The sequence below is a fragment of the Tabrizicola sp. genome (genome assembly GCF_041913445.1).
GTDB lineage: Bacteria > Pseudomonadota > Alphaproteobacteria > Rhodobacterales > Rhodobacteraceae > Tabrizicola.
The window spans coordinates 308141-333343 of record NZ_JAYSFG010000001.1; the positions used below are offsets into that span (position 1 = coordinate 308141).

The window sequence follows — 25203 nt, forward strand, 5'->3', positions numbered from 1 at the left end:
TAAGGATCATCCCCGCGCGCCGTAGTAAAGCCCCACGACATGCTCGGCCTCGGCGAAGAAGAGCCATCGCGCGGCCAAGGCGCCGGAAAAGTGCAGGACGGCGGCGAGTGCGATGGACCAGACGCCCAGCGGAAGGAGGAGGATCAGCGCCGGGACGACCGAGGCCAGCGCCAGCGCGATCCTGCGCAGCTTGGCCGCGTGCTTGCGCCCGACGACGAAGATCATTTCGCGCTTGAGGTAGTTTCCCGCGGTATGGGCGGGATCGAGGACCGAGGGCAGTCCCATGCGGTCAAGGCCCGTCGCGGTTCCGAGCGTCTGTCCAGCCTTCGCGAAGGCCTGGTCGCCAACCAGCCAGACGGCGTAGAGCACTCCGCCGACGATCAGAAGCAGAATCGGCGCCCAGGCGCGGCCGGAAAGCATGGCGCCTCCGGCCAGGGCGAAGCTCAGGAACATCACCGGAGTGAGCCAATGGTGCCAGCGCGGGACGGCCTTGATCTGGGTGTAGATCATCGCGGTGGTGAAGACGGTGAGGATCGCGAGCGTGCCGCCGACCTGGCCGACCGCGCGGGCGAGGCCGAGGCTGAAGATGTCCGACAGCGCCACCGGGGCAAGGATCAGAAGCGTGGCGACGGAGGCCCAGGCCTCGCGGGAAAGCCAGCTGGTGCGCCATTGGGTAAAGGCTTTCAAGGCGTTACGCGGATTGCCAAGGTGGAAGGTCGAGGCGAGGAGGCCCGCCACGGCAAGTCCGTAGCCGAGGCCCCAAAGGAAGAAGGCCGACCAGCCAGAGGTCGCGACGGCCCCCCAGCCGAGGAAGGCGAGGAAGCCGAAGCCAAGGCCCGAGAGGGTGGAAAACAGGATGACCGATGGTGCCGGATGCATTCAGATCTTCCCCAGCATCCGGTCCAGCCACCCGGCGATCCCGGTGGCCTTGATGTCCAGCAAAGGTGCCAGCGGGCTTGCCTCGCCCGGCCCCTTCTTGCGCGGCGGCAGGTACTTGTTGGTGGGCTTCGTCCCCATGTCGGGCATCAGGTCGTAGCCGCCGCGGGCCGCCACGAGCTGGGACACGGCGCTTTGGGGGTCCGCCAGGTCACCGAAGTGGCGCGCATTCGTCGGGCAGGTGCGGACGCAGGCAGGCTCGCGGTCCTCTTCCGGCAGCGTCTCGTTGTAGATCCGGTCGACGCAAAGCGTGCATTTCTTCATCACGCCTTGGGCTGCATCCATCTCCCGCGCGCCATAGGGGCAGGCCCAGGCGCAAAGGCCGCAGCCGATGCAGGCGTCCTCATTAACCAGCACGATCCCGTCCTCGGCCCGCTTGTAGCTGGCCCCGGTCGGGCAGACGGTGACGCAAGGCGCGTTGTCGCAATGGAGGCAAGAGCGCGGGAATGTCACGACCTGGGCAGGGGCGTCGGGGATGGCGACCTGGTAGGAGTGGACACGGTTCAGGAAGGTTCCCGAGGGATCGGCGCCGTAGGGGTCCTGGTCCGAGAGGCCGATGCCGGAGTCGTTCCAGCCCTTGCAGGCGGTCACGCAGGCCTGGCAGCCGACGCAGGTATCAAGGTCGATCACCAGGCCGAGCTTCTTTTCCGTGGCGCGCGGGAGGGCCGTCATCGCTCCGCCTCCCCGCCGGGGACCAAAAGTTTTCGAAAACTTTTGGCAAAATTCTTCGAAGAATTTTGGCCCCGGCCGCCACCGGCGCGCGGCGGGTCGGGGAGGCGTTCGAACATCGGCTCTACAGTCCCGCGCGGGTGGTCTTCGGCGGCGACCCGCTCCACCCGAACCCGCTGGTCGAACCAGGCGGCCTGGCCGGTTACGGGATCGGAGTTCGACAGCCGCACCCCCTCGCGGTCGGGCAAGAGTTCCGAGATCAGGTGGTTGAGCAGGAACCCCGTCGTCGCCTCCGGCGCATCGGCGTCCAGCGCCCAGGCCCCCTTGCGCTTGCCGATGGCGTTCCAGGTCCAGACGGTGTTCTCGTTCAGCGCGGCCATATGCGCGACGGGCACCACGATGGTCCCCGCCCGCGAGGACACCCGCGCCCAGTCGCCCTCGGCAAACCCCTGCGCTTCCCAGATTTTCGTGGGCAGATACAGGTAGTTATGCCCCTTGATCTGCCGGAGCCAGGCGTTCTGGCTGCCCCAGGAGTGGTACATGTCCATCGGTCGCTGGGTCAGGGCATGGACCGGGTAACCGAAGGCCGCGTCCTCGTCTCCGAAGGGGGCGTACCAGATCGGCAGCGGGTGCATCGCCTGTTTGAGGCGCGCGCGCAGGTGGTCGGGCGGCTGGCGGGGACCGAAGCCCTCGGCCGCCAGTTGGAAGCGGCGCATGGGTTCGGACCAGATGTTGAAGAGGTAGGGCTGCGGGGTCTCATAGAGGCCCAGGCGAACCGCCCAATCCTGGTAGGCCGCGTTCCAGGGTTTGTAGAAAGCGGCCTCCTCGGGGACATGCGCCTGGTAGAAGGCGCCGTTCTCGATGTAGCGGTTGAGCTGATCCGGGTTCGGCGCACCGCGCCCTTCCGCCTCGCCATTCCCCCGGAAGCCCATCAGCGGCCCGACGCCCGGCCGGCGCTGGTGGTTGGCGATGTAGTCGGCGTAGTCCTTGAACTTTGCCGTCCCGTCCTCATTCACCATCCCCGGCAGGCCTAGCCTTGCGCCTAGCTCCAGCAGCACCGACTGGAAGCAGCGCACCTCACGGTCGGGTTCGATCACCGGCCAGCGGATCGCATCCCCCGCCGCATCGGGTTCGCTGATCGGGCGGTCGAGCAGGCTGATGCAGTCGTAGCGTTCGAGGTAGGTCGTGTCGGGCAGGATCAGGTCGGCATAGGCCACCATCTCTGACGCATAGGCGTCGGAGTAGATGATCCTCGGGATCACATATTCCCCGTCGCGCTCCTCCGTCAGCATCTCCATCACTCGGGCGGAGTTCATGGAGGAGTTCCAGGACATGTTCGCCATGTAAAGGAACAGCGTGTCGATCCTGTACGGGTCCCCGGCATGGGCGTTGGGGATGACCATGTGCATGAGGCCATGAGCCGAGAACGGGTTTTCCCAGGAGAAGCCCTTGTCGATCCGGGCGGGTTGGCCGTCGGGCAGAAGGCAGAGGTCGTCGGGCGAGCGAACATAGCCCAGGTGCGGGCCGGTCAGGGGCTTGCCGGGGGTGGTGACGAAGTGGGGCGTCGGATGCGCCTCGATGGGTTTGGGGTATGGCGGTTTCAGGCGGTAGCCGCCGGGCGTTTCCAGGCTCCCGAGCAGGATCTGCAGGAGATGCAGCGCGCGGGCGGTCTGGAAGCCGTTGGAATGGGCCGAGATCCCTCGCATGGCGTGGAAGCTGACCGGGCGGCCGGGCATGTCCTTGTGCGCGTTGCCCCGGAAGTCGGTCCAGGGGCGGTCGAGGGTGATGGCCTGGTTGAAGGCCACGTCGGCGAGTTCCGCGGCGAGTTGGCGGATGCGGATCGCAGTCACGCCGCAGCGGTCGGCGACGGCCTCGGGCGCATAGTCGGGCTTCAGGTATTCCTCGACCATATGGCGGAAGACGGTGCGGTTGCCCTGCCATTCCGCGCCGAGGTCGGGCTGCACGTCCTTGCCGTCCCAGGGTGCGGGTTGGCCGGTGCGACGGTCAATGACGAAGGGCTGGCTTTCGGCGTTCCTCACGAAGAGGCCCTTTTCCGGCCCGTCCGCTTCCGTCACCAGAAGCGGCGCGTTGGTCCATTGGGAAAGGTAGTCGAGGTCGATCTTCCCCGCTTCCAAGAGGCAATGGATCAGCGACAGGATCAGAAGGCCGTCCGTCCCCGGCGTGATCCCGATCCAGTCATCGGCCACCGCAGAATAGCCCGTCCTGACCGGGTTCACGGAAATAACCCGAGCGCCGCGGGCCTTCAGCTTGCCAAGGCCGATCTTGATCGGGTTCGAGTCGTGGTCCTCGGCCACCCCGAACATGACGAAGAGCTTTGTCCGCTCCCAATCCGGCTGGCCGAACTCCCAGAAGGCGCCACCAATGGTGTAGATGCCCCCCGCCGCCATGTTCACCGAGCAGAAGCCGCCGTGCGCCGCATAGTTCGGCGTCCCGAAGTTCTGCGCCCACCAGCCAGTGAGGCTTTGGCTCTGGTCGCGGCCGGTGAAGAAGGCGAGCTTTTCCGGCGCTGTCTCGCGCAGGGGCTTCATCCAGGCGACGGCGGTCGACAGGGCCTCTTCCCAGGAAATCTCCTCGAAGGCCCCCGATCCTCGGGGTCCTATTCGTCGTAGAGGCGCACGCAAACGGGACGGTGCGGTGACCTGCATGATCCCGGACGCGCCCTTGGCGCAGAGGACGCCCTTGTTGATCGGATGGTCCCGGTTGCCCTCGATGTAGGCAACCTTGCCGGACTTCAGATGCACGTTGATCCCGCAGCGGCAGGCGCACATGTAGCAGGTGGTCTGGCGGACCTCGTCGCCGACCTCGCGCTGCGTTTCCACCCTCGGCTGGTTCACTCAGCCCTCCCCGGCCCGCACGGCCTGCGCTTCAAGGGCAATCTGGCGCTCCTCGTCGGCTGGCACAAGAAGGATAACGACACGCGATGTCGCATCGTGAAGGGTGGTTTCGTTCCGGGTGTTGCGGACCTCGTCGGAAGAAACTCCCAAGTAACCCAGACCAGACAGGATTTCCTTCCGCATCCAGGGATCGTTCTCGCCAATGCCGCCGGTGAAGACCACGGCGTCGAGGCCCCCCATCGCGGCGACCATCGACCCGGCGTGACGGATTGCCCAATAGGCGAAATGGTCCAGGGCAAACCGCGCCTCCGGGGTCCCTGCCGCGTGCAGCGCGCGGACGTCGCTTGCACCGCCAAGGGCGAGCAATCCGCTCTCCCGGTTCAGGATGCGGCCTGCGCGTTCAACCCCATGCAGCTCTGCCAGCCGCAGGACCGCGTTGCCGTCGATCCCTCCGGTGCGGGTGCCCATCGTCAACCCGTCGAGCGGCGAATAGCCCATGGTCGTCGCCACCGACCGCCCGTCCAGGATCGCCGCCAGCGAGCAGCCGTTGCCGAGATGGCAGGCGAGAAGCCGCTTCGGCAGCGGGCCACGCGCCGAAAGGACCCGCACCAGCGCCGCATAGCTGATCCCGTGGAAGCCATAGCGGCGAAGGCCCCGGTCGCGTTCGGCCTGCGGCAGGGCGTAGGTCGTTGCCACCTCGGGGTTCGTCGCATGGAAGGCCGTGTCGAAGGCCGCATATTGCGGCAGGTCGGGCGCAAGGGCAGCAACCGCCTGGATGCCCACCAGGTTCGCCGGATTGTGCAGCGGTGCCAGGGGCACGCAGTCCTGGATCTGTCGAAGCACCGAAGGCGTCACCCGGCAGGTCGCCGTCAGCCCCGACCCGCCATGCACCACCCGATGCGCGGCGGCGGACAGCCGGTCCACCGAGACGCCCGCCTGCGCCAGCCCCTCTGCCATCGCCGCCTTGTGCCCATCCGGCCCGATCTCGCCCACGAAGGCCTTGGCCACCTCGCGGTCCCCGTCAAAGACCTTGAGCTTCAGCGACGAAGACCCGGCGTTGACGATCAGCCACATCAGATGAGCGCCTTGCCCAGGCCCAATGCGGCCAACCCCGCCAGGAGGATGATCGCAAAGCGGCGGAAGTCCTGGGGGTCAGTCCCGAAGAAGTGCCGGCCGCCCAGCCAGTTGCCCAGAAGGGTCACGGGGAGTGCGATGAGCGAGGCCCAGAGCGTATCCCAGGTGACCAGGCCCGCCAGCCAGTAGAGCGGCGCGGAATAGAGGTCGAGGAGCGGGAAATAGGCGATCAGTGTCGCCCGGAAGACCGCTGCAGGCATCGGCTGCGCCGCGAAGAAGGCGGCCACCGGCAGACCGCCCATGCCGGGCGCATTGGCCAGGCCCGAGATCACCCCCGCCACCCCGTTCGATGCGCCGCGAACTTCCGCGGCCAGCCGCCAGCCGGCCAGCAGGACCACGCACATCACCAGCACATAGGCCGAGATCACCGCCCGCGCCGTGTCCTCGCTGACCCCGGTCAGGATCCAGAGACCCAAGGGAAGACCAAGCGCCGCCCCGCCCAGAAGCCAGCCGACCCTGCGCCAGTCCACGTCCGGCCCGGCCCCCTTGGCGGCCTGCAGGGACATCACCGTTTCCAGAATGACGACAACCGCGACGAAGTTCAGCGGATTGGTCACTAGGCTGGAGGCCGCGATCAGCAGGGCCGAAAAGCCGAAGCCCGAATAACCCCGGACAAAGCCAGCAACCAGGCAGGCCACGGCGAGCCAGACCAGCGCGCCGGGGCCAAGATCGAAGGGCATCAGACGACCTGCGGCCGCATGTCGGCCTTCGAGATCCCCGCGACCTCGACCGGCTTCTTCATCGCGTCGCGGCGGAAGGGCTCGCCCAGTTCCTGGTTGATCAGCGCCTCGATCAGCGTGGTCTTGCCGTGGTTCATCTGGTCGTCGATCGCCTTGTTGAGCGCCGCCGTCAGCTCCTCCATCGTCCGCGCCTGAACGCCCTGCAGCCCGCAGGCCTTGGCGATTCCGGCGTAGCTGACGTCCGTATCCAGTTCCGTGCCGACGAAGTTGTCGTCATACCAGAGCGTGGAGTTCCGCTTCTCGGCCCCCCACTGGTAGTTGCGGAAGACGACCATGGTGATAGCCGGCCATTCCTTGCGGCCGATGGCCGTCAGTTCCGTCACCGCGATGCCGAAGGCTCCGTCCCCCGCAAAGCCCACGACGGGGGTGTCCGGACAGCCGATCTTGGCGCCGATGATCGACGGGAGGCCATAGCCGCAGGGGCCGAAGAGGCCCGGCGCGAGGTATTTGCGGCCAGCCTCAAACGACGGATAGGCATTGCCGATGGCGCAGTTGTTGCCGATGTCGGAGGAGATGATCGCCTCTTTCGGCAGCGCCGCCTGGATCGCGCGCCAGGCCATGCGCGGCGACATCCAGTCGGGTTTCGCGTTGCGCGCCCGTTCGTTCCAGCTGGTGCCAGGGTCGTCCTGTTCGTGGTCCATGGACGACAGCTCTTGCGCCCAGGCGGATTTCTTCTGCGCGATCAGCGCCTTGCGCTCCTCACGCCCCGCATCACCTGCGGTCTTGGACAGCCGCGCCAGGATCCCCTCGGCCACCTTCTTCGCATCGCCGACGATCCCCACCGTCACCGGTTTCGTCAGCCCGATCCGGTTCGGGTTGATGTCGACCTGGATCACCTTGGCCCCCTTCGGCCAGTAGTCGATCCCGTAGCCCGGCAGCGTCGAGAACGGGTTGAGCCGCGTCCCCAGGGCCAGCACCACGTCGGCCTGCGCGATCAACTCCATCCCGGCCTTGGACCCGTTGTAGCCCAAGGGCCCCGCAAACAGCGGATGCGAGCCGGGGAAGGCGTCGTTGTGCTGGTAGCCGACGCAGACCGGCGCGGTCAGACGCTCCGCCAAGGCCATCGAGGCCGGGATCGCCCCCCCGATCACCACGCCCGCGCCGTTCAGGATCACCGGGAACTTGGCCGACGACAGCAGCTGCGCCGCCTGCGCGATGGCCTCCTCGCCGCCCGAGGGCCGTTCGAACTCCACGACGGCAGGCAGGGCGATATCGATGACATGGGTAAAGTAGTCCCGCGGCATGTTGATCTGCGCCGGGGCCGACTGGCGTTTCGCCTGCAGGATCACACGGTTCAGCACCTCGGCCACGCGGGAGGGGTCGCGGACCTCCTCCTGGTAGCAGACCATGTCCTTGAAGAGCGCCATCTGCTCCACTTCCTGGAAGCCGCCCATGCCGATGGTCTTGTTGGCGGCCTGCGGGGTCACCAGCAAGAGCGGCGTGTGGTTCCAGTAGGCCGTTTTCACCGCGGTGACGAAGTTGGTGATCCCCGGCCCGTTCTGGGCGATCATCATCGACATCTTTCCGCTCGCGCGGGTGAACCCGTCGGCCATCATGCCCCCAGAGCCTTCATGGGCGCAGTCCCAGAAGGTGATCCCGGCCTTGGGGAAGAGGTCCGAGATCGGCATGAAGGCGGACCCGATGATTCCGAAGGCGTGCTCGATGCCATGCATCTGCAGGACTTTCACGAAGGCTTCTTCGGTGGTCATCTTCATCGGGTGTCTCCTTGATTTGCGCGGCACACTAGCGCTGCGATGAGTCCAACCTTAGGGCCAGTTTCACCGGCCCGCTATGGCCAGAGCCTTGGCGATCCGCTGAACGCCCTCGGCGATCTTCTGCGGGGCGATGGAGGAGTATGCGAGGCGGTAGAAATTGCGGGGGCCTTCGGCGGCAAAGAAGGCGCGGCCGGGTTCGATGAGGACGCCTTCGCTGCGCAGGGATAGCGCCAGCTGTTCGGTGTCCACACCGTCCGGCGCGCGCATCCAGAAGCTCGATCCGCCGAAGCCGCCCTGCCCTGCCACGCTCAGCCCCTCGGCCGAGATGGCCTCGGCCATGACCTGGCGACGGCGGCGGTAGGCGTTCTTCATGCGGTTGACGAGGGCGTCGTAGTGGCCGAGGCCCAGGAAGTACGCCATCGTCCGTTGGATATGGCCGGGCGGGTGTTTCAGCATCAGGCCCCGCAGCGCCCGCGCCTCGGCGATGAAGCCCGGAGGGCCGACGAGGTAGCCAAGGCGCAGGCCGGGGAAGACGGACTTCGAGAAGCTGCCGGCATAGATGACGCGGCCGCCCCGGTCGAGCGACTTCAGCGCCGGGGCGACGGGTTTCAGGAAGGACATCTCGAATTCGTAGTCGTCCTCGATGATGACGAAACCCTTCGCCTCGGCGGCCTCCAAAAGGGCCACGCGGCGGTCGACGGGCATGGTGGCGTTCGTCGGGCACTGGTGCGAGGGGGTGGTGAAAACCACATCCGCGTCAAGCCCTTGCGGGGGAAGGCCCTGGGCGTCGACGTCCACGGGGACGGCGGTGGCGCCGGTGGCCGCGACGATGGCGCGCCAGGCGGGATAGCCGGGGTTTTCGACCACGGCTCTCCGTCCCGGACCCAAGAGAGCATTTGCGGCGATCCAGAGCGCGTTCTGCGCGCCCAAGGTGAGCAACACCTCATCTTCCCGCGCCGCGATGCCCCGGCGGGGGAGGATGGTGCGCAGAAGCTCCTGGATCAGCAGGGGGTCGTCGCGTTCGTAGTAGTCGGTGGTCAGCGCCGCGAAGTCGCGCTTGCCAAGCGCGCGGAGGGCGCATTGCCGCCAGTTCTGGTGGTCGAAAAGCGTCGGGTCCGCCTGGCCGTAGATGAAGGGATAGGGGTAGCGGTCCCAGTCCTCGGGCCGTTCGACCTTGGGGACGAGCGTGAAGCGGCCTTGCGTCAAGCCCTTGAAATCGATGGCGTCCGCACGGGGTTCGGCCTGGGGAAACTCCGGCGCCAGGGGGGCGGTGTCCGAGACGAAATAGCCCGACCTACCTTGCGCGGTGAGGTAGTCCGAGGAGACGAGGTCGGCATAGGCCAGCGTCACGGTGATCCGGCTGACGCCGAGGTGTTCCGCAAGGCCCCGCGACGACGGCATTCTGGCGGCGGGGCGGAAACGGCCGGTCAGGATGCCTTGCGTCACCATGGCGCGGATCTGCTGTTGCAGTGAGCCGGAGGCGCCGGGCGTCAGGTAGAAGGCTTCGACGGGGATGGTGGCCATGATGGATCCGGGCGGGGGATGAGTCCAGATCAAGCCGCACCGCCCGTGGCGAAGTCAAGCGACAGTGCCCGGAGAATTCGCCCCCGGACCATCAGTTGCATTGCCATCGGCTGCAGAAATGCCTAACTCCGGAGAGCCTGAAGAGTTACCCCGCGACAAGGGTCCCGCCAAGGCTGACCCGAAGCCGCCGCCCCGTGCGGCCCTCCAAAGGCAAAGATGCCCGACCCCATCCCCCGTCCGGCCCGCGACTGGCTGTCCACGCTCGCCCGCTACCGCGAACCCTCGACCCGCCGCAGCCTGTGGGAGCTCGGCGTCACGCTGGTGCCGTTCCTTGCACTCTGGGCCTTGGCCTGGATGGCGCTGTCGGTCAGCCCCTGGCTGGCCCTGGCCATCGCAGTGCTGAACGGCGGCTTCCTGGTCCGCATCTTCATCATCCAGCACGACTGCGGACACGGGGCGTTCCTGGCCAACCGTACCGCGCAGGACTGGACCGGTCGCATCCTGGGCGTGCTGACCCTGACGCCCTATGCCGTCTGGCGCCGCACCCATTCGATCCACCACGCCCACCACGGCGACCTTGACGCGCGGGGGATCGGCGATGTCCTGACCCTGACGATCGAGGAATACCGCACGCGCGGCTGGTTCGGCCGGCTTCTCTACCGGCTTTACCGCAACCCCCTGGTCCTGTTCGTCCTCGGCCCCGGCTACCTGTTCCTGTTGCAGAACCGCCTGCCCTTCGGGCTGATGAAATCCGGCTGGCGCTACTGGACCTCTGCCATGGGCACCAACGCGATGATCGCCATCGGCCTGGGCCTGATCCTGTGGTTTGGCGGGGTCTGGCCGGTGCTGTTGATCTACCTGCCCACCTCGCTGGTCGCGGCCACGCTGGGGGTCTGGCTCTTCTACGTCCAACACCAGTTCGAAGAGACGCATTGGTCGAAGGGCGAGGACTGGCAGCTCCACGACGCCGCGCTGGAGGGGTCATCCCACTATATCCTGCCCCAGCCCCTGCGCTGGTTTTCCGGCAACATCGGGATCCACCATGTGCATCACCTGTACTCCCGCATCCCCTTCTACCGCCTGCCCGAGGTCATCCGCGACCACCGCGCCTTGGCCGAGGCGCAGCGCCTGACGGTGCGGGAGTCCCTGCGGTCGGTGAACCTGCACCTGTGGGACACGGTGGAGGGGAAGCTCATGAGCTTCAAGGAAGCCCGCCGCCGGTATGGGGTGGCCTGAAGGCGTCGGTCAGGGTCTGACCCGTTTCCTGTGGCCAGCGATGAGTCCAGATGATGGCTCGCGCAACGGGCCGCCAAGTGCTTGAGAACGCAGGGTTAATGCCCCCGGCAGACCCTATTCCGGACGTCATCATTCCGTATACATCGCGCATGCATTCCATGCATACGCACCTATGACCGACAAGGCGTTAACCATGCGGGGCGAATCGTCTGGCACAAAAGAAGGCAGCGCCCGTCAGCAGTAGCGGCGAGTGACGGCGAAGAAGGTGCCCCTCCCGGGACACCCTCTCCCGCCGCAAGGGGCCTAATTTCTTACCCGAACACCCGGGTCAGCGCGCCGTCGATGGCCGTGGTGATCTCGTCGATGTCGTCCTTCGTCGCGATCAGCGCAGGCGACAGGCACAGCGTGTTGTTCAACCCCGGCAGCGACCGGTTCGTCGCCCCAATGATGACGCCCTGCGCCATGCAGTCGGCGACGACGGCCTGGACCTTCTTCTCGTCCACCGGCTCCTTGGTCGCACGGTCCGCCACCAGCTCGGCCCCGAGGAACAACCCCTTGCCGCGGACGTCGCCGATGACCTTGTGCTTGTCCATCAGCGCGGCGAGGTTCGACAGGCAATAGTCGCCCATCGCGACGGTGTTGGCGAGGAGGCCCTCATCCTCGATGATCCGCATGTTCTCCAACGCCGCGGCGGGGCCGGAGGTGCAGCCGCCGAAGGTGGAGATGTCGCGGAAGTAGCTCATCGGGTCATTCGGGTTGTCCTTGAACATCTCGAAGACGGCTTCCGTGGTCACGGTGCAGGAGATCGCGGCGTAGCCGGAGGCGACGCCCTTGGCCATGGTCACGAAGTCGGGCTTGATGCCGTAGTGCTGGTAGCCGAACCAGGTGCCGGTGCGGCCGACGCCGCAGACGACCTCGTCGATGGCCAGGAGGATGTTGTATTTCTTGCAGATTTCCTGGACGCGGTCCCAGTAGCCCTGGGGCGGGACGATGACGCCGCCGCCGGCGGTGACGGGTTCCAGGATCAGGCAGCCGACGGTGTCGGGACCTTCCCTCAGGATCACTTCCTCGATGGCGTCAGCGGCGCGCTGGCCGTAGTTTTCCACGTCCCACTGCTTGCGGTATTCCAGGCAATGCGGCACGCGGACGAAGCCGTCGGGGAACGGGCCATATTGCATCGCGCGCTGGTCCTGACCGGCGCTGGCAAGGGCCGCGATGGTCGTGCCGTGGTAGTCGCGGTCGCGGTAAAGGATCTTCCACTTCTTGCCGCCGTGATGCCGGTGGGCGATCTGGCGGACCATCTTGTAGACCTTCTCGTTCGCCTCGGACCCCGAGTTCGAATAGTAGACGCGGGAAAGGCCCGGCATCTTCTCGATCAGCTTCTTCGAGAAGAGCGCCCCGGGGATCGAGCCTGCGGCCCCGGCGAAGTAGTTCATCTTGATCAGCTGGTCGCGGACCGCGTTGGCGATGGATTCCCGGCCGTACCCCACGTTGACGGTCCAGACCCCGCCCGAGACGCCGTCGATGTGTTCCTTGCCCTTGGCGTCCCAGACGCGCATCCCCTTGCCTTCCACGATGACGCGGGGATCGACGGTCTCGTACTGCTTGTGCTGGGAGAGGTGGTGCCAGACATGGGCGCGGTCGGCCTCGACCACGGCGCCGATGTCGTTCATGCCTGCATAATCTTCCACGGGGGCGTCCTTTCGAATGGTTTGCGGGTCAGTATAGGGCCAGGCACGGCGAGGCTTTAGGACCAGAGCCGCAGCGCCGGTAAGGCCAGTCAGGCGCGGGCATAGTCGCGGTACCAGTCTACGAAACGGGCAAGCCCGGTGGCAAGGTCGGTCTCGGGCTTGAAGCCGGTGAGGCGTTCCAAGAGCGAGCAATCCGCCCAGGTCGCGGGCACGTCGCCGGGCTGCATCGGCATCAGGTTCAACACCGCCTTGCGGCCGAGGAGCGTCTCCAGCGTGCGGATGAAGTCCATCAGGTGGATCTTGTCGTTGTTGCCGATGTTGACGACCCGCCAGGGCGCTATGGGAGACAGGCTGTCGCCCTCGACCGTCGCGCCACGTGCGCTGGGTGCCGAGGGGGCAAGGGGGATCAGGCGCAAGACGCCTTCGACCAGATCCTCGACGGCGGTGAAGTCGCGCCAGAGCTCGCCGTGGTTGTAGACGTCGATGGGCGTGCCCTGGAGGATGGCCTTGGCGAACTTGAAGTAGGCGAGGTCCGGGCGGCCCCAGGCGCCATAGACGGTGAAGAAGCGGAAGAGCGTGACGGGCAGGCCCCACAGATGGGCATAGGAATGCGCCAGCCCCTCGACCGCCTTCTTGGTGGCGGCATAGACGGTCAGCGGATGGTCGGCGCGGTCGGTCTCATGAAACGGCATCTCGGGGTTCGCGCCGTAGACCGAGGAGGTGGACGCGATCAGCAGATGGCGGACCTTCTGCCGCTTCGCCAGCTCCAACACGTTGAAACTGCCGGTGAAGTTCGTCTCGATATACGACCGGGGATGGGTCAGGCTGTAGCGGACCCCGGCCTGCGCCGCGAGGTGGATGATGACATCGGGCGCGAAGTCCGCGCCTGCGCGGTCCAGCGTTTCCACGTCCTCGACCAGCGCTTCGGTCGCGGTGAAGCCGGGCATCGCCTTCAGCATCGCGTGGCGCTTTTCCTTCAGCGCGACATCGTAATAGGGGGTCAGCCCGTCGTAGCCATGCACCCGGTGGCCCGCCGCCAGAAGCTGCCGCGCGAGGTGGAAACCGATGAAGCCCGCGCTTCCGGTGATGAGGATCCTCTGCACGCGCGCGCCCTGCCCCTGCCCTTGCGCGGGACAATCACCGTGGTCCCCTGCCAAGTCAAGCCTGCCACCCCGGCCCCAGGAAGCCCTTGCAGCCGCCTGCCCTATCCGCTATCCCTCCCCCACCTTCGCGGCGGGTTGGCGGAGAGGTTACGCAGCGGATTGCAAATCCGTGAAGACCGGTTCGATTCCGGTACCCGCCTCCACTCCCCCCTTTCCGACACCGGAATTGCCCGCCTGCCACGGTGCAGGCAACTTGTTGAGCATCTGTGGAAAAACGCGTGAAGCCGGCGTGGCCTGCGGCTATAGTGCGGCCAGGCAAGAACAGCGTCGGAAACAGGCGATCCGACAGGGGCAGGCGGCGTGCCGGCTTCGCAACGGTCGCAAGGGCGTAAAGGCGGAGGCAGTGGTGGTCGGCAAATTCCTTCTTGGCATGGTGTCCGGGGGCCTTGTGGTCACTGGCGGCCTCGTCATCGCATCGGCGCTGTTTCCGGTCACGCCGGCCAACGACAACGCCCCCTCGGCCGTTTCCGAACCGGTGACAGCGCCCGCGGCGGCGGATGTGGATGCCGGCGCCGAAGCGACGCCTGCGCCGGCCGAGACCGCAGAAGCTGGAGGCGAAAGCGCCGAAGCGACCGCTGCGGAGGCAGCGGCCGAGGTCGCGGCCGAGACCGGGACAGTTGAAGCCCAGACCGTGACCATGCCCGCGGCAGAGGCCGAGCCCGCCTCGGAACCAGCCGAGGCCGCCAGCGCCGAGGCGACCGCCGTGGACGACGCTGCCGAAGCCGAGGCCGCGGCACCTGCAGTCGAAGCCCCGGCCGAAGCGGCCGCGCCCGCCGAACCCGCCCCCGCGCAAGAGGTGGCCGAGGCCCCGGCCGAGGAACAACCCGCCGTCGACACGACTGCCGCCGCCCCGACGGCCGAGGTCGCCGAACTGGCCGAACCGGTCGCCCCCGCGGCCTCCGAAGTCGCGGCGCCGGAAACCCTGCCCGAGCCGTCGAAGCCCGCCGAAACCGTCGCGGACGCGGCCGCCGAGGCCCCCGCAGCGCCGGTAGAGACCGTGCTGGCCGAGGCTGCCCCCGAGGCGACCTTGCCTGAGACGGTCGATCCCGCGCCCGCAGAGCTGGCGCCAGAAGATGTGCCCGCCGCCGAGCCTGCGCCTGCCGAACCGGCGACCGAGCCGACACCCGCCGAGGCGACCGCCCCCGTGACCGCAGAGGAGCCTGCTCCGGAACCCGAGGTAGCTGAGGCCGCTCCCGCCGAGCCCGCGCCGCAGGAGGTCGAGCCCGCTCCGGCTGTAGAAGCGCCCGCGCCCGAGGTGGCAACGGTGGATCCGGCTCCGGAGTCCGCTGCCGAGCCCGCTCTGGAAGCCGAAGCCCCGGCCACCGAAGCGTCTGTCGCCGATGCGATGCCGGCAGAGCCCGCCCCGGCGGATGATGCCGCCCCGGAAGCCACCATGCCGGCCCCCGAGACTGCCGAACCCAGGATGCCGGGCACCAAACCCGCCCCGCTTCCCGGCGAGACGGCAGAGCCCGAGCCGCGCAGTTCCACCTTCAAGCCGGCGCCCGGCCTGCCACGTGCCAGCGAGGCGGCGACCGAACCGGCAACCGATCCGGCCACCGATCCCGCCGCCGTGCCCGCCGATCCGCGCCCGATTGCCCAGTTCGCCGCAACCTTCGACAACCCGGACGGCAAGCCCCCCTTCGCCATCGTCCTGATCGACGACGGCCGCGCCGAGCTTGACCGCGCCGGCCTTGCCGCCCTGCCCTTCCCGGTCAGTTTCGCGCTCGACCCGCTGGACCCTGCCTCGGCGCAGCATGCGGCGATCTACCGGGCGGCGGGCAAGGAAGTGGTGATGCTGGTCACCGGCATTGCCGAGGGCGCGATGCCCGCCGATGTCGAGGTGGCCTTCCAGTCGATGGAACAGGGCCTGCCCGAGGCCGTGGCGGTCATGGACACGGCGGAGCCGTCGTTCCAGAACCGCCGTCCGCTGGCGGCGACGGTGGTGCCAATCCTCAAGGCGCAGGGCCGCGGCCTTCTGACCTGGGACCAGGGACTGAACGCCGCCGACCAGGTCGCACGGCGCGAGGACCTGGAGGCCGGGCTGATCTTCCGCGACATCGGTTCGACCGGGGCAGACGCGGGCGCCGTGCGCCGGCTTCTGGACCGGGCAGTGTTCAAGGCCGGACAGGACGGCCGGGCCAGCGTCGTGGGCACAGCGGACCCGGCGACCGTGGCCGCGCTGCTGGAATGGACCGTCGAAGGCAAGGCCGCGATGGTGGCCTTGGCGCCGGTCACGGCGGTCCTGACGGTCGAGTAGACCCGGGCCGGCCCAAGGAAATTTCGTCGGTCACCCCGCTGACCGACGACAACCGACGCGCGGGAAGGCGTCGTCAGCTGTTCCCGCGCCCGGCGAAGCGGCCCGCATCCTCGGCCGCTCGGCGCAGCGCGTTGGATTTGTTGACGGTTTCCTGGTATTCGGCCTCGGGATCGCTGTCATAGACCACGCCGCCGCCCGCCTGGATGTATAGTTGGCCGTCCTTCACCACCGCCGTGCGCAGCGCGATGCAGAAATCCATTTCGCCGTTGGCCGCGAAATAGCCAACGCCGCCGCCGTAGACGCCGCGCTTTTCCGGCTCCAGCTCGTCGATGATCTCCATCGCGCGGACTTTGGGCGCGCCCGAGACGGTGCCCGCAGGCAGGCCCGCGAGCAGCGCCGACAGAGCGTCCTCGCCGTCCGAGATCTCGCCCACCACGTTCGACACGATATGCATGACGTGGCTGTAGCGTTCGATGATGAAGGTCTCTGTGGGCCGCACGGTTCCGACCTTCGCCACCCGGCCCACGTCGTTGCGGCCAAGGTCGAGAAGCATCAGGTGCTCGGCCCGTTCCTTCGGATCGGCCAGCAGGTCCAGTTCCAGCGCCTTGTCCTCTTCCGGCGTTGCGCCGCGCTTGCGGGTCCCTGCGATGGGGCGGATCGTGACTTCGCCGTCGCGCAGGCGCACGAGGATCTCGGGGCTGGCGCCGACGACCTGGAAGCCGCCGAAGTTGAAGAAGAACATGAAGGGGGAGGGGTTCGTCCGCCGCAAGGAGCGGTAGAGCGCGAAGGGCGGCAGTTCGAAGCGCTGCGACCAGCGCTGGGAGGGCACGACCTGGAAGATGTCGCCCGCGCGGATGTATTCCTTGGCCTTCTCGACCGCGGCCTTGTATCCCTCATGCGTGAAGTTCGACCTGGCCTCGCCGACCGGGGCCGTCTCGCCCAGGTCGCGTGCGGCCGAAGGCGCGCGGTCGAGGTCGCGGAGCGCGTCCATCACCCGCTCGGCCGCCTGGGCATAGGCAGCACGGGCCGACAACCCGCCCGCGACCCAGGCGGGGGCAACGACCGTGACCTCGCCTTTCACGCCGTCCAGCACGGCGACGACCGAGGGGCGGATCAGTTCCGCGTCGGGCAGCGCCAGCGGGTCGGGGTTCACTTGCGGCAGGTTTTCGACCAGCCGGATCATGTCATAGCCGAGATAGCCGAAGAGCCCCGCCGAGACCGCGGGCAGCCCTTCCGGCATCTCGATCCGGCATTCCGCCAGCAGGTCACGCAGGGTCTGCAGCGGGTGGCCGGCAAGGTCAGTGAACGACTGCCGGTCGAAGCGCGCCTCGCGGTTGATGCGGCTTTTCTCGCCGTGGCACTGCCAGACAAGGTCCGGCTTCATGCCGACGATGGAATAGCGGCCCCGGACCTCGCCGCCCGTCACCGATTCCAGCATGAAGGTATCGGCGCGGGCGTCGCCCAGCTTCAGCATCAGACTGACCGGCGTGTCGAGGTCAGCCGCGAGCCGCGCCCAGACGATCTGGTTCTTCCCGGCGTTCCAACCCGCCTCGAACTCGGCAAAACTGGGGGACAGCTGCATCAGGGCAGGCTCGTGTGGACGGCGTTGATCGCCGCCTGGTCCAGCGAGATCCCGGCCTCGGCGGTCAGCGCGTTGGTGAAGGCCGCGAAAGCATCCTGAGCGATCGCCTGCCGGGCCTGCGCCGCCAGCGCCTCGCGCGTCGCCTCGGCGTCCTCGCCCTCGGTCGCGGCGGGCAGGATGCGGTCCAGCTTCACCACGGCGACGAAGCCCGGAGCTTCCATCACCTTGACCTCGCCCTCGGCCATCTTGAAGACATCGGCCACCAGCGTTTCCGGCGCATTGGCCACGAAGCCCGACCGAGCGGTTTCGGGCGTCACGTCGACGATCCCGAAGCTGCCGATGGCAGCGCCGCCCTCGACCTCGGCCTTGATCTCGGCCGCCCGGGCCGCAAGCGCCGCCGTGGTGGCCTCCTTCCGCCAGTCCTCGGCCACCTGGTCCTTCGCCTCGTCGAAGGGGATCGGCGCGGCAGGGACGATCTCGTCCAGTCGCAGGGCCACCACGCCGCCATCGTCCAGAAGGACGGCCTCGGCGAAATCGCCTTCCTGCACGGCATCGGCAGCCTCGCGGAAGGCGGGGTAGCCTTCGATCGCGGCCTCGCCCTGCTGGCCCGGCACATAGTCGATGGTGGCGACCGCCAGGCCCATCTCCTTGCCCAGATCCTCCAGCGTCGCGCCACCCGCAAGCAGGTCGTCGATGCTTTCGACCTGATCCGCGATCAGCCGCCGCGCGGCATCGGTCTGGATCTCGATCGCCAGCGTCTCGCGGGCGTCCTCGAAGCTGGTCTCCTCGGCCGCCAGGACCGAGACAACCCGGTAAAGCGCCGGTCCAAGGTCGCTCTCCGCCGGGCCCGCCACTTGCCCTTCAGCCGTGGCAAAGACCGCCTCGCCCGCGGCACCCAGCTCTTCCTTCGACATATCGCCCATGTCGATGGCGTCCAGCGTCAGCCCACGTTCGGCCACGAGGTCCTCGAACGAAGTGCCGGCATCCAGCTTCGCTTTCGCCGCCTCGGCCGCCGCCTGGTCGGGATAGACCAGCCGCTCGACGATCCGCCGTTCCGGGATCACGAATTCGGAGATGCGATCCTGATAGAGCTTCTGCAGCGTCGCGTCATCGACCGGCTGGTCCTTGGCGATGGCTTCGGGCAGCAGGGCCGCATAGGTGATCCGCTTGGCCTCGGGCTTGGTGAAGCGGTCAAGTTGGGCGTCGTAATGCGCCTTCAGCTCGTCGTCGGTCGGTTCGGCCACGGGGGCGGTCAGGTCCCCCTCGCCCAGCCGCAGCATGGAGAAGCCCCGCCGCTCGCCCACCCAGGCGTAAAGCGTCTCGGTCAGCGGCGCGGGGGCGGCAAAGCCCCCCGCCACGGCGCCCTGCAGAAGCTCGCGGCTGATGTCGCGGCGCAGGTTGGTCTCGAACTCGGTTTCCGACAGGTTGTTGCGATCCAGCGCAAAGCGGTAGGCCTCGCGGTCGAAGCTGCCCGAGACGCCCTTGAAGGCGTCCATCCCCATCAACTCGGCCGCCACGACCCCGTCGCCGACAGACAGGCCCACCCGCTGCGCCTCGTTGTCCAGCGCTGCACGGGTCAGCACGTCCTGCAGCACCTGCTTGTCGATGCCGAAGGCCAGCGCCTCCTGCATGGACAGCTGCTGGCCCAACTGCTGGCTGAAGGCGTTGACCTGCGTCTGCAGCGCACGGGCGTAGTCGTCGGTCGTCACGTCGATGTCGCCGACGCTGGCGACCCTGGTCACCCCGCCCGAGAAGCTGGTCACGCCAAAGCCGCCGAGGCCCAGGATCAGCATCCCCATCAGGGTCCAGACCGCAACCTCCTTCACCGCGCCACGCGGGCGCTTGCCGTCTTCGGTCGGGGTCTTCGCCATGAGTTCGGGCCCTCTGAATGGTTCTGGCACGGTGAATAGTGGGAACCCCGCAGGGGGGCAAGATCAAGATGGCCGAACCCCGCGCAGGGTCACGCGGCCGTCAGCAAGATCAAGGCCGGAAGGCCTGCAGCCGCCGTATCACCTCGGCGATGCCCTTTGCATCCACGTTGGCAAAAGCGATGCGGATCTGGCGCTTGCCGGCCTCGGAGCCTTCGGGCTGGAACATGGTCCCCGGCAGCATCAGAAGCGAGGCTTCCGTCACCAGCCGTTTGCACAGCGCATCCGAGGCCATGTCGAAAGGATGTTCGACATAGGCGAAATAAGCGCCGCAGCCCAGAAGCTTCCAATCCGGCAGGGATTTGAACCCTTCCTCCATCGCGCGGCGGCGGGCCAGGATCTCGTCCCGTTCCCCCGCAAGCCACTGCGCGAGGTTCCGCATCCCCCAAAGCGCGCCGATCTGGCCAAGCTGGCTGGGGCAGATCGCCACGGTGTCGAGGAACTTTTCCGCCTCGGCCAGACGCGCGGTGGAGGCAACGATGGCCCCGACCCGGTGCCCTGTCAGGCGGTAGGCCTTGGAGAAGCTGTAAAGCTGGATGAGCGTGTCGTCCCAGTCCGGGTCCTGGAACAGGTCGTGCGGCGCTCCAGAGCGGCTGTCGAAGTCGCGGTAGGTCTCGTCCACGATGAGGGCCAGGCCCTTTGCGCGACAGAGGTCGCGGAAGGCGGCCAGCGTCTCGGCCGGGTACTCCACCCCGCCGGGGTTGTTGGGGCTGACCAGCACGATGGCCCGTGTGCGGTCGGTGATGAGCTGCGCGGCGGCCTCGGCCGAGGGGATGAGCGTCGGTCCGGTGTCCAGCGCCACGGTCTTCACCGACGCCATGTCGAGCCACATCTTGTGATTGAAGTACCAGGGCGTCGGCAGGATCACCTCGTCCCCCGGTCCGGCGAGGGTCGCCATGACGGTGCAGAAGGCCTGGTTGCAGCCTTGGGTGATGGCCACCTGCTCGGGGCTGATACGGCCGCCATAGGTCGCCGACCATTGCGTCGCGATTTCCTCCCGAAGCGCCGGCAGGCCCAGGACCGGCCCGTAAAGATGCGCGTTCGGATCGTTCAGCGCCGCATCGGCCAGCGCCTGGCGCAGGCCCAGGGGCGGGCTGTCCACCGGCGCGGCCTGGCTGATGTTGATCAGCGGGCGGTCGGCCGGGAAGGTGACCCCCTGGATCCAGCGGCGCGCCTCCATCACCGGAGGCGGCTCGGTGGCGGCGAATGCGGGGTTCAGCGGCAGGGTCATGGTCGGTCCATTCGTGGCAGGTCGCCCGAAGTGTCCCCGGATGGCAGAGAGTTGCAAGCCCCCTCGTCGCAAGGGGTGTATTGGATTTTGGTACTTGCTGGTATAGTCTTGCGGGAAGCTTCAGAAGGACCAGCGCCCATGCCCCGCAACACCTCGATCTCGCTTGGCGACCACTTCACCGCCTTCATCGACACCGAGGTGAAGTCCGGCCGCTACGGCTCCGCCAGCGAGGTCGTCCGCGCGGGCCTGCGGCTGTTACAGGAGCATGAAGCGAAGGTGAAGGCGCTGGAAGCGGCGCTGATCGAGGGCGAGGAGTCGGGGGAGCCACAACCCTTCGACAGCGAGGCATTCCTGGCCCGGATGCATGCGAAGTATGACGCAAAGCATGGCAAGTAAGCCTTACCGGCTGTCGCCAAGGGCCAACTTGGACCTGGAAGGCATCTGGTTCTACACCTTCGACACCTGGTCCCGCGCGCAGGCAGACCGTTACCACCGCAGCCTTGTGGCCGAGATCGAGGGGCTTGCGTCAGGCCTCCGCAAGGGTCGTCCGGACACGGTGCGTCCGGGATTGCTGAAACGCCCCTGCGGCTCGCACGTCATCTGGTACCGCGACCTGCCCGACCGGCTGGAGGTCATCCGCATCCTGCATTCGGCGCAGGATGTGGACCGGCATCTGCACGACTAGGGGTCAGTCCGACCCGCGCATGGGCTGGACGTATTGCAAGGCCATGTCCCAGGGGAAGAAGATCCAGGTGTCCTGGCTGACGCTGGTGATGTAGGTGTCGGCCTGCTTCTCGCCCTCGGGCTTGGCGTAGACGCAGGCGAAATGCGCCTTGGGGTAAAGCTTGCGGATCAGCTCCAGCGTCTTGCCCGAGTCCACCAGGTCGTCGACGATCAGGACACCCGTGCCGTCGCCCATCACCTCGGCGTTCGGGGCCTTGATGACCTGCGCCTCGCGCCGCTGGTCCTGCTTGCCGCCGCCGGAGTGGTAGGACTTGACCGAGATCGAGTCGACGACCCGGATGTCGAGTTCCCGGCTGACGATCATCGCGGGGACAAGGCCGCCGCGGGTAATGCCCACCACGGCCTTCCAGGTGCCGCCCTCACCCGGTCCCTTGCCATCCAGCCGCCAGGCCAGCGCGCGGGCATCGCGATGGATCTGGTCCCAGCTGACGTGAAATCCCTTTTCATGCGGCAGGCGGTCGGCGGACATCGGCGGCTCCTCAGGTGGCAACGATCTTCACGCCGAGGAGCGCGAGTGCGGCCCCGAAGCAGCGGTCGATCACGGTTTTCAGGCTGATATAGGCCGCCCGGGTGCGGTCGAGCGAAAAGATGCGGGCGACAAGACTGTTCCAGGCGGTCTCCATCACAAGGATCATCGCGATCAGGCTGGCGAGGATCCAGGTCGGCGTGCCGGGGCTGATGGTGCCAAGGAAGATCGAGGAATAGATGACCACGGCCTTGGGATTGGACAGGTTGGTCCAGAGGCCCAGCCGAAAGGCCGCGAAGGGCGACCGCGGGACGGGCCGCGCATCCTCGGCGACGAAAGGCGTTTTCGCGTCGCGCCAGAGGTGCCAGCCCATCCACAGAAGATAGGCCGCCCCGCCGATTTTGAGCGCCCAAAGAAGCGAGGGCGCCGCGTCGAAGATCAGGTGCAGCCCGAACATCGCCGCCAGCGCCCAGAAGACCGCCCCGGTCGCGATGCCCAGCGCGAGCATGACGCCGGTGCGAAAGCCCTCTGTCAGCCCGGTGCGCGCAGACATGAGGACGGCCGGGCCGGGCGAGACCACGGCAAACAGCACCAGGCCCGCAAAGGCCAGGAAGGCCGCCAGGCTCATGACCGCTGGCGGCTCACTGGCCGCCTTCCTTCTTCCCGGTGACAATGTCGATGTCCGGCGCGTCGATCGCCTTCATGCCGACGACATGGTAGCCCGCATCCACATGCAGGTTCTCGCCCGTGGTGCCAGAGCCAAGGTCCGACAGCAAGTAAAGCGCCGCCTTGCCGACCTCCTCCTGCGTGACGTTGCGGCGCAAGGGCGAGTTCAGCTCGTTCCAGCGCATGATGTAGCGGAAATCGCCGATGCCGCTCGCGGCCAAGGTCTTGATCGGGCCCGCCGAGATCGCGTTGACGCGGATGCCGTCCTTGCCCAGATCCTCGGCCAGGTACTTGACCGAAGCCTCCAGCCCGGCCTTGGCCACCCCCATCACGTTGTAATGCGGCATGACCTTCTCGGCCCCGAAATAGGTCAGCGTCAGCAGGCTTCCGCCCGGGCCCATCATCGCCGCCGCGCGCTGGCAGACCGCGGTGAAGCTGTAGACCGAAATGTCCATCGCCAGTGCAAAGCCCGCGCGCGAGGTGTCGACGTAGCGGCCGCGCAACTCGTTCTTGTCGGCAAAGCCGATGGCATGGACCAGGAAGTCGATCTGCCCCCAGTCCGCCTTCAGCGCGGTGAAGAGCGCATCGATGCTTTCATCGCTCGCCACGTCGCATTCGAAAAGCTTAGGCGTGCCCAGGCTTTCCGCCAGGGGCTCGACCCGCTTCTTCAGCGCTTCGCCCTGATAGCTGAAGGCAAGCTCCGCCCCCTGCGCCGCCACGGCCTGGGCGATGCCCCAGGCGATGGACTTGTCGTTCGCAAGCCCCATGATCAGGCCGCGCTTGCCCTGCATAAGTCCGGTTGACATTCCTGACCCCTCGCCCACCTTTTCGTTGGCAATGACGTGTAGGCGAAGCCGGGCCGCCCTTCAAGGCAGGTCCTTGCCGCCAGGGAAGGAGTCTCTCATGGACCGATCGGGCATCTTCGCGGGCAGCGACCCCTTCGTGCTGGCGCAATCCTGGCTGACCGAGGCCGAGGCCTCCGAGCCGAACGACCCCAACGCGATCGCGCTGGCGACGGTGGACGACCAGGGGATGCCCAATGTCCGCATGGTCCTGCTGAAAGAGATCGAGGTCGGCGGCGAGGGTGGCGGCGCCTTCGTCTTCTACACCAACTACACCTCGAAGAAGGGGCAGGAGATCGCGGCCTCGGGCAAGGCGGCCTTCGTGCTGCACTGGAAGTCGCTCCGCCGTCAGATCCGGGTCCGCGGCCATGTGACCCGCGAGGAGGGACCGCAGGCCGACGCCTACTACGCCAGCCGAAGCCTGAAATCCCGCATCGGCGCCTGGGCCAGCAAGCAGTCGCAACCGCTCTCTTCGCGCGAGGCGCTGATGGGCGAAGCGGCTAAGCAGGCGCTTATGCAGGGCCCGAATCCATCCCGGCCGCCCTTCTGGGGCGGCTTCCGGATTCGACCCGTCGAGATCGAATTCTGGGCGGATGGCGCGTTCCGGTTGCATGACCGCTTTCGCTGGTACCGCGAACAGCTTTCCCACGATTGGAATGTCCAAAGACTGAATCCTTAGAAATTCCGACACTTGAAGAAGTTTATGCAATGAGTGGGCACATTTGCCCTTGATCACCGGTTAACTTTCCCGCCATCTGTGCCGCCTAAGGGCTCATTCTGGGGAGAAGGCTCTGACAATGTCGGAAGAAGATGAGGTCATGCAGGTCGTGCATGGTCGCGTTAAGTGGTTTGATCCCACCAAGGGGTTCGGGTTCATAGTTTCTGACCAGACGGATGCGGATATACTCTTGCACGCGAACGTTCTTCGGAACTTCGGGCAAGGGTCAGTTGCTGATGGTGCAGGTATCGAGGTCCGTGTGCAGCGGACCCAGCGTGGCGTACAGGCTGTCGAAGTCCTGCGGATCGATCCGCCGGAAGGCGTCGTCGTGCCTTTTGGCGAGGACGCGGCCCAGATGGTCAGCGAGGATATCCTCGCCCTGCCGCTGGAACCCGCCCGCGTGAAATGGTTCGACAAGGGCAAGGGCTTCGGTTTCGCAAACGTCTTCGGCCGCGCCGAGGATGTGTTCATCCATGCCGAGGTGCTGCGCGTCTCGGGCTTTGCCGACCTGCAGGCCGGCGAGGCGGTGGCCTTGCGCATCATCGAGGGCAAACGGGGCCGCATGGCGATCCAGGTCGTGTCCTGGGAAGCCGCGGCGCGCGACAAGCCATGAAGCTGCTGCGGACCCTCGGCCTCGTCGTGCTCCTGCCCGGTGCCGCCTGGGCCGAGGCCGTCTGCGCGCCCGACCGGCTGGACCTGCGCTGGGACGGGGGCAAGGAAAGCTTTGCGGTCAAGGTTGCCGACGACGGTGCCGAGCGGGCGCAGGGCCTGATGTTCGTCGAGGCGATGCCGCTGTCGGAGGGCATGCTGTTCGTCTACGAAGCCCCGCGCCGGGTCAGCTTCTGGATGAAGAACACGCTCATTCCGCTGGACATGGTCTTCGCGGATGCGTCGGGGACCGTCACCCGCGTCCATGCGGGGGCGGTGCCCGGGGACCTGACGCCCATCGACGGCGGCGAGGGTGTCCAGTTCGTGCTGGAGATCAACGCGGGCCTTGCTGGGAAGCTGGGCATCGGCCCCGGCACCGTGATGCGCCATCCCGCCATCCCGGCAGAGACCGCCGCCTGGTCCTGTGAAAACTAGGAACCTGGCAGGCTTCTCGGGTG

The 25203-nt window shown here is 67.2% G+C and carries 22 protein-coding genes and 1 tRNA gene; 8 read left to right on the top strand and 15 right to left on the bottom strand.

Annotated features, from left to right (window positions below):
- Nucleotides 1–6: 6 nt before the first annotated feature.
- The 7 genes from ACE3Q6_RS01605 to ACE3Q6_RS01635 all read right to left on the bottom strand — a co-directional run bounded on the left by ACE3Q6_RS01605 (nt 7) and on the right by ACE3Q6_RS01635 (nt 9573).
- Complete coding sequence (locus ACE3Q6_RS01605) at nt 7–879, bottom strand: dimethyl sulfoxide reductase anchor subunit family protein (protein WP_374427152.1); 873 nt, start codon at nt 877–879, stop codon at nt 7–9.
- Nucleotides 880–1608 (bottom strand): 4Fe-4S dicluster domain-containing protein, encoded by a 729-nt coding sequence (locus ACE3Q6_RS01610; protein ID WP_374427155.1) that lies wholly within the window; start codon nt 1606–1608, stop codon nt 880–882. It lies immediately after the preceding gene.
- Nucleotides 1605–4394: a molybdopterin-dependent oxidoreductase gene (locus ACE3Q6_RS01615; RefSeq protein ID WP_374427618.1), complete on the bottom strand. Its 2790-nt coding sequence runs from the start codon at nt 4392–4394 to the stop codon at nt 1605–1607. The genes ACE3Q6_RS01610 and ACE3Q6_RS01615 overlap by 4 nt, the downstream gene beginning before the upstream one ends.
- A 66-nt stretch (nt 4395–4460) precedes the next feature.
- Nucleotides 4461–5534 carry an acetate/propionate family kinase gene (locus ACE3Q6_RS01620; protein ID WP_374427158.1) on the bottom strand — a complete coding sequence of 358 codons (1074 nt, stop codon included), beginning with the start codon at nt 5532–5534 and terminating at the stop codon, nt 4461–4463.
- Nucleotides 5534–6274 carry a TSUP family transporter gene (locus ACE3Q6_RS01625; protein WP_374427161.1) on the bottom strand — a complete coding sequence of 247 codons (741 nt, stop codon included), beginning with the start codon at nt 6272–6274 and terminating at the stop codon, nt 5534–5536. The genes ACE3Q6_RS01620 and ACE3Q6_RS01625 overlap by 1 nt, the downstream gene beginning before the upstream one ends.
- Nucleotides 6274–8049 (bottom strand): sulfoacetaldehyde acetyltransferase, encoded by a 1776-nt coding sequence (xsc, locus tag ACE3Q6_RS01630; RefSeq protein WP_374427164.1) that lies wholly within the window; start codon nt 8047–8049, stop codon nt 6274–6276. Before xsc ends, ACE3Q6_RS01625 begins: the two co-directional genes overlap by 1 nt.
- A 63-nt stretch (nt 8050–8112) precedes the next feature.
- Nucleotides 8113–9573: a PLP-dependent aminotransferase family protein gene (locus ACE3Q6_RS01635; protein ID WP_374427167.1), complete on the bottom strand. Its 1461-nt coding sequence runs from the start codon at nt 9571–9573 to the stop codon at nt 8113–8115.
- A 216-nt stretch (nt 9574–9789) separates the two neighbouring features.
- Here ACE3Q6_RS01635 and ACE3Q6_RS01640 point away from each other — a divergent pair, with 216 nt between their 5' ends.
- On the top strand, nt 9790–10809 hold the full coding sequence (locus ACE3Q6_RS01640) for a fatty acid desaturase (protein ID WP_374427170.1): 1020 nt from the start codon (nt 9790–9792) through the stop codon (nt 10807–10809).
- Nucleotides 10810–11120: 311 nt separating this feature from the next.
- Here ACE3Q6_RS01640 and tpa read toward each other — a convergent pair whose 3' ends face one another.
- Together tpa and ACE3Q6_RS01650 are read right to left on the bottom strand one after the other, a co-directional pair.
- Nucleotides 11121–12482 carry a hypotaurine--pyruvate aminotransferase Tpa gene (gene tpa / locus ACE3Q6_RS01645; protein WP_374427622.1) on the bottom strand — a complete coding sequence of 454 codons (1362 nt, stop codon included), beginning with the start codon at nt 12480–12482 and terminating at the stop codon, nt 11121–11123.
- Nucleotides 12483–12589: 107 nt separating this feature from the next.
- The gene (locus ACE3Q6_RS01650) at nt 12590–13603 is read right to left on the bottom strand and encodes an SDR family NAD(P)-dependent oxidoreductase (protein ID WP_374427173.1); all 1014 of its coding nucleotides are present in this window, start codon (nt 13601–13603) and stop codon (nt 12590–12592) included.
- 129 nt (nt 13604–13732) lie between these two features.
- Here ACE3Q6_RS01650 and ACE3Q6_RS01655 point away from each other — a divergent pair.
- Nucleotides 13733–13806: transfer RNA gene (locus ACE3Q6_RS01655), tRNA-Cys, on the top strand.
- A 203-nt stretch (nt 13807–14009) separates the two neighbouring features.
- On the top strand, nt 14010–15920 hold the full coding sequence (locus tag ACE3Q6_RS01660) for a divergent polysaccharide deacetylase family protein (RefSeq protein ID WP_374427176.1): 1911 nt from the start codon (nt 14010–14012) through the stop codon (nt 15918–15920).
- Nucleotides 15921–15993: 73 nt separating this feature from the next.
- Here ACE3Q6_RS01660 and trpE read toward each other — a convergent pair whose 3' ends face one another.
- The 3 genes from trpE to ACE3Q6_RS01675 form a co-directional block, all read right to left on the bottom strand.
- Nucleotides 15994–17502: an anthranilate synthase component I gene (gene trpE, locus ACE3Q6_RS01665; RefSeq protein WP_374427181.1), complete on the bottom strand. Its 1509-nt coding sequence runs from the start codon at nt 17500–17502 to the stop codon at nt 15994–15996.
- Nucleotides 17502–19373: a SurA N-terminal domain-containing protein gene (locus tag ACE3Q6_RS01670; RefSeq protein WP_374427186.1), complete on the bottom strand. Its 1872-nt coding sequence runs from the start codon at nt 19371–19373 to the stop codon at nt 17502–17504. The genes trpE and ACE3Q6_RS01670 overlap by 1 nt, the downstream gene beginning before the upstream one ends.
- Nucleotides 19374–19482: 109 nt before the next feature.
- Complete coding sequence (locus ACE3Q6_RS01675) at nt 19483–20661, bottom strand: aminotransferase (RefSeq protein WP_374427191.1); 1179 nt, start codon at nt 20659–20661, stop codon at nt 19483–19485.
- Nucleotides 20662–20799: 138 nt separating this feature from the next.
- Between ACE3Q6_RS01675 and ACE3Q6_RS01680 the strand changes: the two genes are divergently transcribed.
- Both ACE3Q6_RS01680 and ACE3Q6_RS01685 read left to right on the top strand, forming a co-directional pair.
- Nucleotides 20800–21057, top strand: coding sequence for a type II toxin-antitoxin system ParD family antitoxin (locus ACE3Q6_RS01680; RefSeq protein ID WP_374427195.1), 258 nt, complete (start codon nt 20800–20802; stop codon nt 21055–21057).
- The gene (locus ACE3Q6_RS01685; RefSeq protein ID WP_374427198.1) at nt 21047–21346 is read left to right on the top strand and encodes a type II toxin-antitoxin system RelE/ParE family toxin; all 300 of its coding nucleotides are present in this window, start codon (nt 21047–21049) and stop codon (nt 21344–21346) included. Before ACE3Q6_RS01680 ends, ACE3Q6_RS01685 begins: the two co-directional genes overlap by 11 nt.
- 3 nt (nt 21347–21349) lie before the next feature.
- Here the strand turns inward: ACE3Q6_RS01685 and gpt are convergent, their stop codons facing one another.
- The 3 genes from gpt to fabI are packed head-to-tail and all read right to left on the bottom strand — an operon-like array spanning nt 21350 to nt 23343.
- Nucleotides 21350–21874 (bottom strand): xanthine phosphoribosyltransferase, encoded by a 525-nt coding sequence (gpt, locus tag ACE3Q6_RS01690; RefSeq protein ID WP_374427201.1) that lies wholly within the window; start codon nt 21872–21874, stop codon nt 21350–21352.
- Nucleotides 21875–21884: 10 nt separating this feature from the next.
- Entirely contained in the window at nt 21885–22499 is a 615-nt protein-coding gene (locus ACE3Q6_RS01695) for a LysE family translocator (RefSeq protein WP_374427204.1), read from the bottom strand.
- A gap of 13 nt (nt 22500–22512) precedes the next feature.
- Complete coding sequence (gene fabI, locus ACE3Q6_RS01700) at nt 22513–23343, bottom strand: enoyl-ACP reductase FabI (RefSeq protein WP_374427207.1); 831 nt, start codon at nt 23341–23343, stop codon at nt 22513–22515.
- Between the two features lie 97 nt (nt 23344–23440).
- Between fabI and pdxH the strand changes: the two genes are divergently transcribed.
- The 3 genes from pdxH to ACE3Q6_RS01715 all read left to right on the top strand — a co-directional run bounded on the left by pdxH (nt 23441) and on the right by ACE3Q6_RS01715 (nt 25180).
- Nucleotides 23441–24058, top strand: coding sequence for a pyridoxamine 5'-phosphate oxidase (gene pdxH / locus ACE3Q6_RS01705; RefSeq protein WP_374427210.1), 618 nt, complete (start codon nt 23441–23443; stop codon nt 24056–24058).
- A gap of 118 nt (nt 24059–24176) precedes the next feature.
- Nucleotides 24177–24710, top strand: coding sequence for a cold-shock protein (locus ACE3Q6_RS01710; protein ID WP_374427213.1), 534 nt, complete (start codon nt 24177–24179; stop codon nt 24708–24710).
- Nucleotides 24707–25180 (top strand): DUF192 domain-containing protein, encoded by a 474-nt coding sequence (locus tag ACE3Q6_RS01715; protein ID WP_374427216.1) that lies wholly within the window; start codon nt 24707–24709, stop codon nt 25178–25180. The genes ACE3Q6_RS01710 and ACE3Q6_RS01715 overlap by 4 nt, the downstream gene beginning before the upstream one ends.
- The last annotated feature ends 23 nt before the right edge of the window (nt 25181–25203 follow it).

Excerpts from the sequence above, each read along its gene's own strand:
- ACE3Q6_RS01685 (WP_374427198.1), top strand. The coding sequence starts at position 21,047 with ATGGCAAGTAAGCCTTACCGGCTGTCGCCAAGGGCCAACTTGGACCTG.
- ACE3Q6_RS01635 (WP_374427167.1), bottom strand. The coding sequence starts at position 9,573 with ATGGCCACCATCCCCGTCGAAGCCTTCTACCTGACGCCCGGCGCCTCC.
- gpt (WP_374427201.1), bottom strand. The coding sequence starts at position 21,874 with ATGTCCGCCGACCGCCTGCCGCATGAAAAGGGATTTCACGTCAGCTGG.
- ACE3Q6_RS01695 (WP_374427204.1), bottom strand. The coding sequence starts at position 22,499 with ATGAGCCTGGCGGCCTTCCTGGCCTTTGCGGGCCTGGTGCTGTTTGCC.
- fabI (WP_374427207.1), bottom strand. The coding sequence starts at position 23,343 with ATGTCAACCGGACTTATGCAGGGCAAGCGCGGCCTGATCATGGGGCTT.
- ACE3Q6_RS01670 (WP_374427186.1), bottom strand. The coding sequence starts at position 19,373 with ATGGCGAAGACCCCGACCGAAGACGGCAAGCGCCCGCGTGGCGCGGTG.
- ACE3Q6_RS01625 (WP_374427161.1), bottom strand. The coding sequence starts at position 6,274 with ATGCCCTTCGATCTTGGCCCCGGCGCGCTGGTCTGGCTCGCCGTGGCC.
- ACE3Q6_RS01640 (WP_374427170.1), top strand. The coding sequence starts at position 9,790 with ATGCCCGACCCCATCCCCCGTCCGGCCCGCGACTGGCTGTCCACGCTC.
- ACE3Q6_RS01715 (WP_374427216.1), top strand. The coding sequence starts at position 24,707 with ATGAAGCTGCTGCGGACCCTCGGCCTCGTCGTGCTCCTGCCCGGTGCC.
- trpE (WP_374427181.1), bottom strand. The coding sequence starts at position 17,502 with ATGCAGCTGTCCCCCAGTTTTGCCGAGTTCGAGGCGGGTTGGAACGCC.
- xsc (WP_374427164.1), bottom strand. The coding sequence starts at position 8,049 with ATGAAGATGACCACCGAAGAAGCCTTCGTGAAAGTCCTGCAGATGCAT.
- ACE3Q6_RS01615 (WP_374427618.1), bottom strand. The coding sequence starts at position 4,394 with ATGTGCGCCTGCCGCTGCGGGATCAACGTGCATCTGAAGTCCGGCAAG.
- ACE3Q6_RS01620 (WP_374427158.1), bottom strand. The coding sequence starts at position 5,534 with ATGTGGCTGATCGTCAACGCCGGGTCTTCGTCGCTGAAGCTCAAGGTC.
- ACE3Q6_RS01710 (WP_374427213.1), top strand. The coding sequence starts at position 24,177 with ATGTCGGAAGAAGATGAGGTCATGCAGGTCGTGCATGGTCGCGTTAAG.
- ACE3Q6_RS01605 (WP_374427152.1), bottom strand. The coding sequence starts at position 879 with ATGCATCCGGCACCATCGGTCATCCTGTTTTCCACCCTCTCGGGCCTT.
- ACE3Q6_RS01675 (WP_374427191.1), bottom strand. The coding sequence starts at position 20,661 with ATGACCCTGCCGCTGAACCCCGCATTCGCCGCCACCGAGCCGCCTCCG.
- pdxH (WP_374427210.1), top strand. The coding sequence starts at position 23,441 with ATGGACCGATCGGGCATCTTCGCGGGCAGCGACCCCTTCGTGCTGGCG.
- tpa (WP_374427622.1), bottom strand. The coding sequence starts at position 12,482 with ATGAACGACATCGGCGCCGTGGTCGAGGCCGACCGCGCCCATGTCTGG.
- ACE3Q6_RS01680 (WP_374427195.1), top strand. The coding sequence starts at position 20,800 with ATGCCCCGCAACACCTCGATCTCGCTTGGCGACCACTTCACCGCCTTC.
- ACE3Q6_RS01610 (WP_374427155.1), bottom strand. The coding sequence starts at position 1,608 with ATGACGGCCCTCCCGCGCGCCACGGAAAAGAAGCTCGGCCTGGTGATC.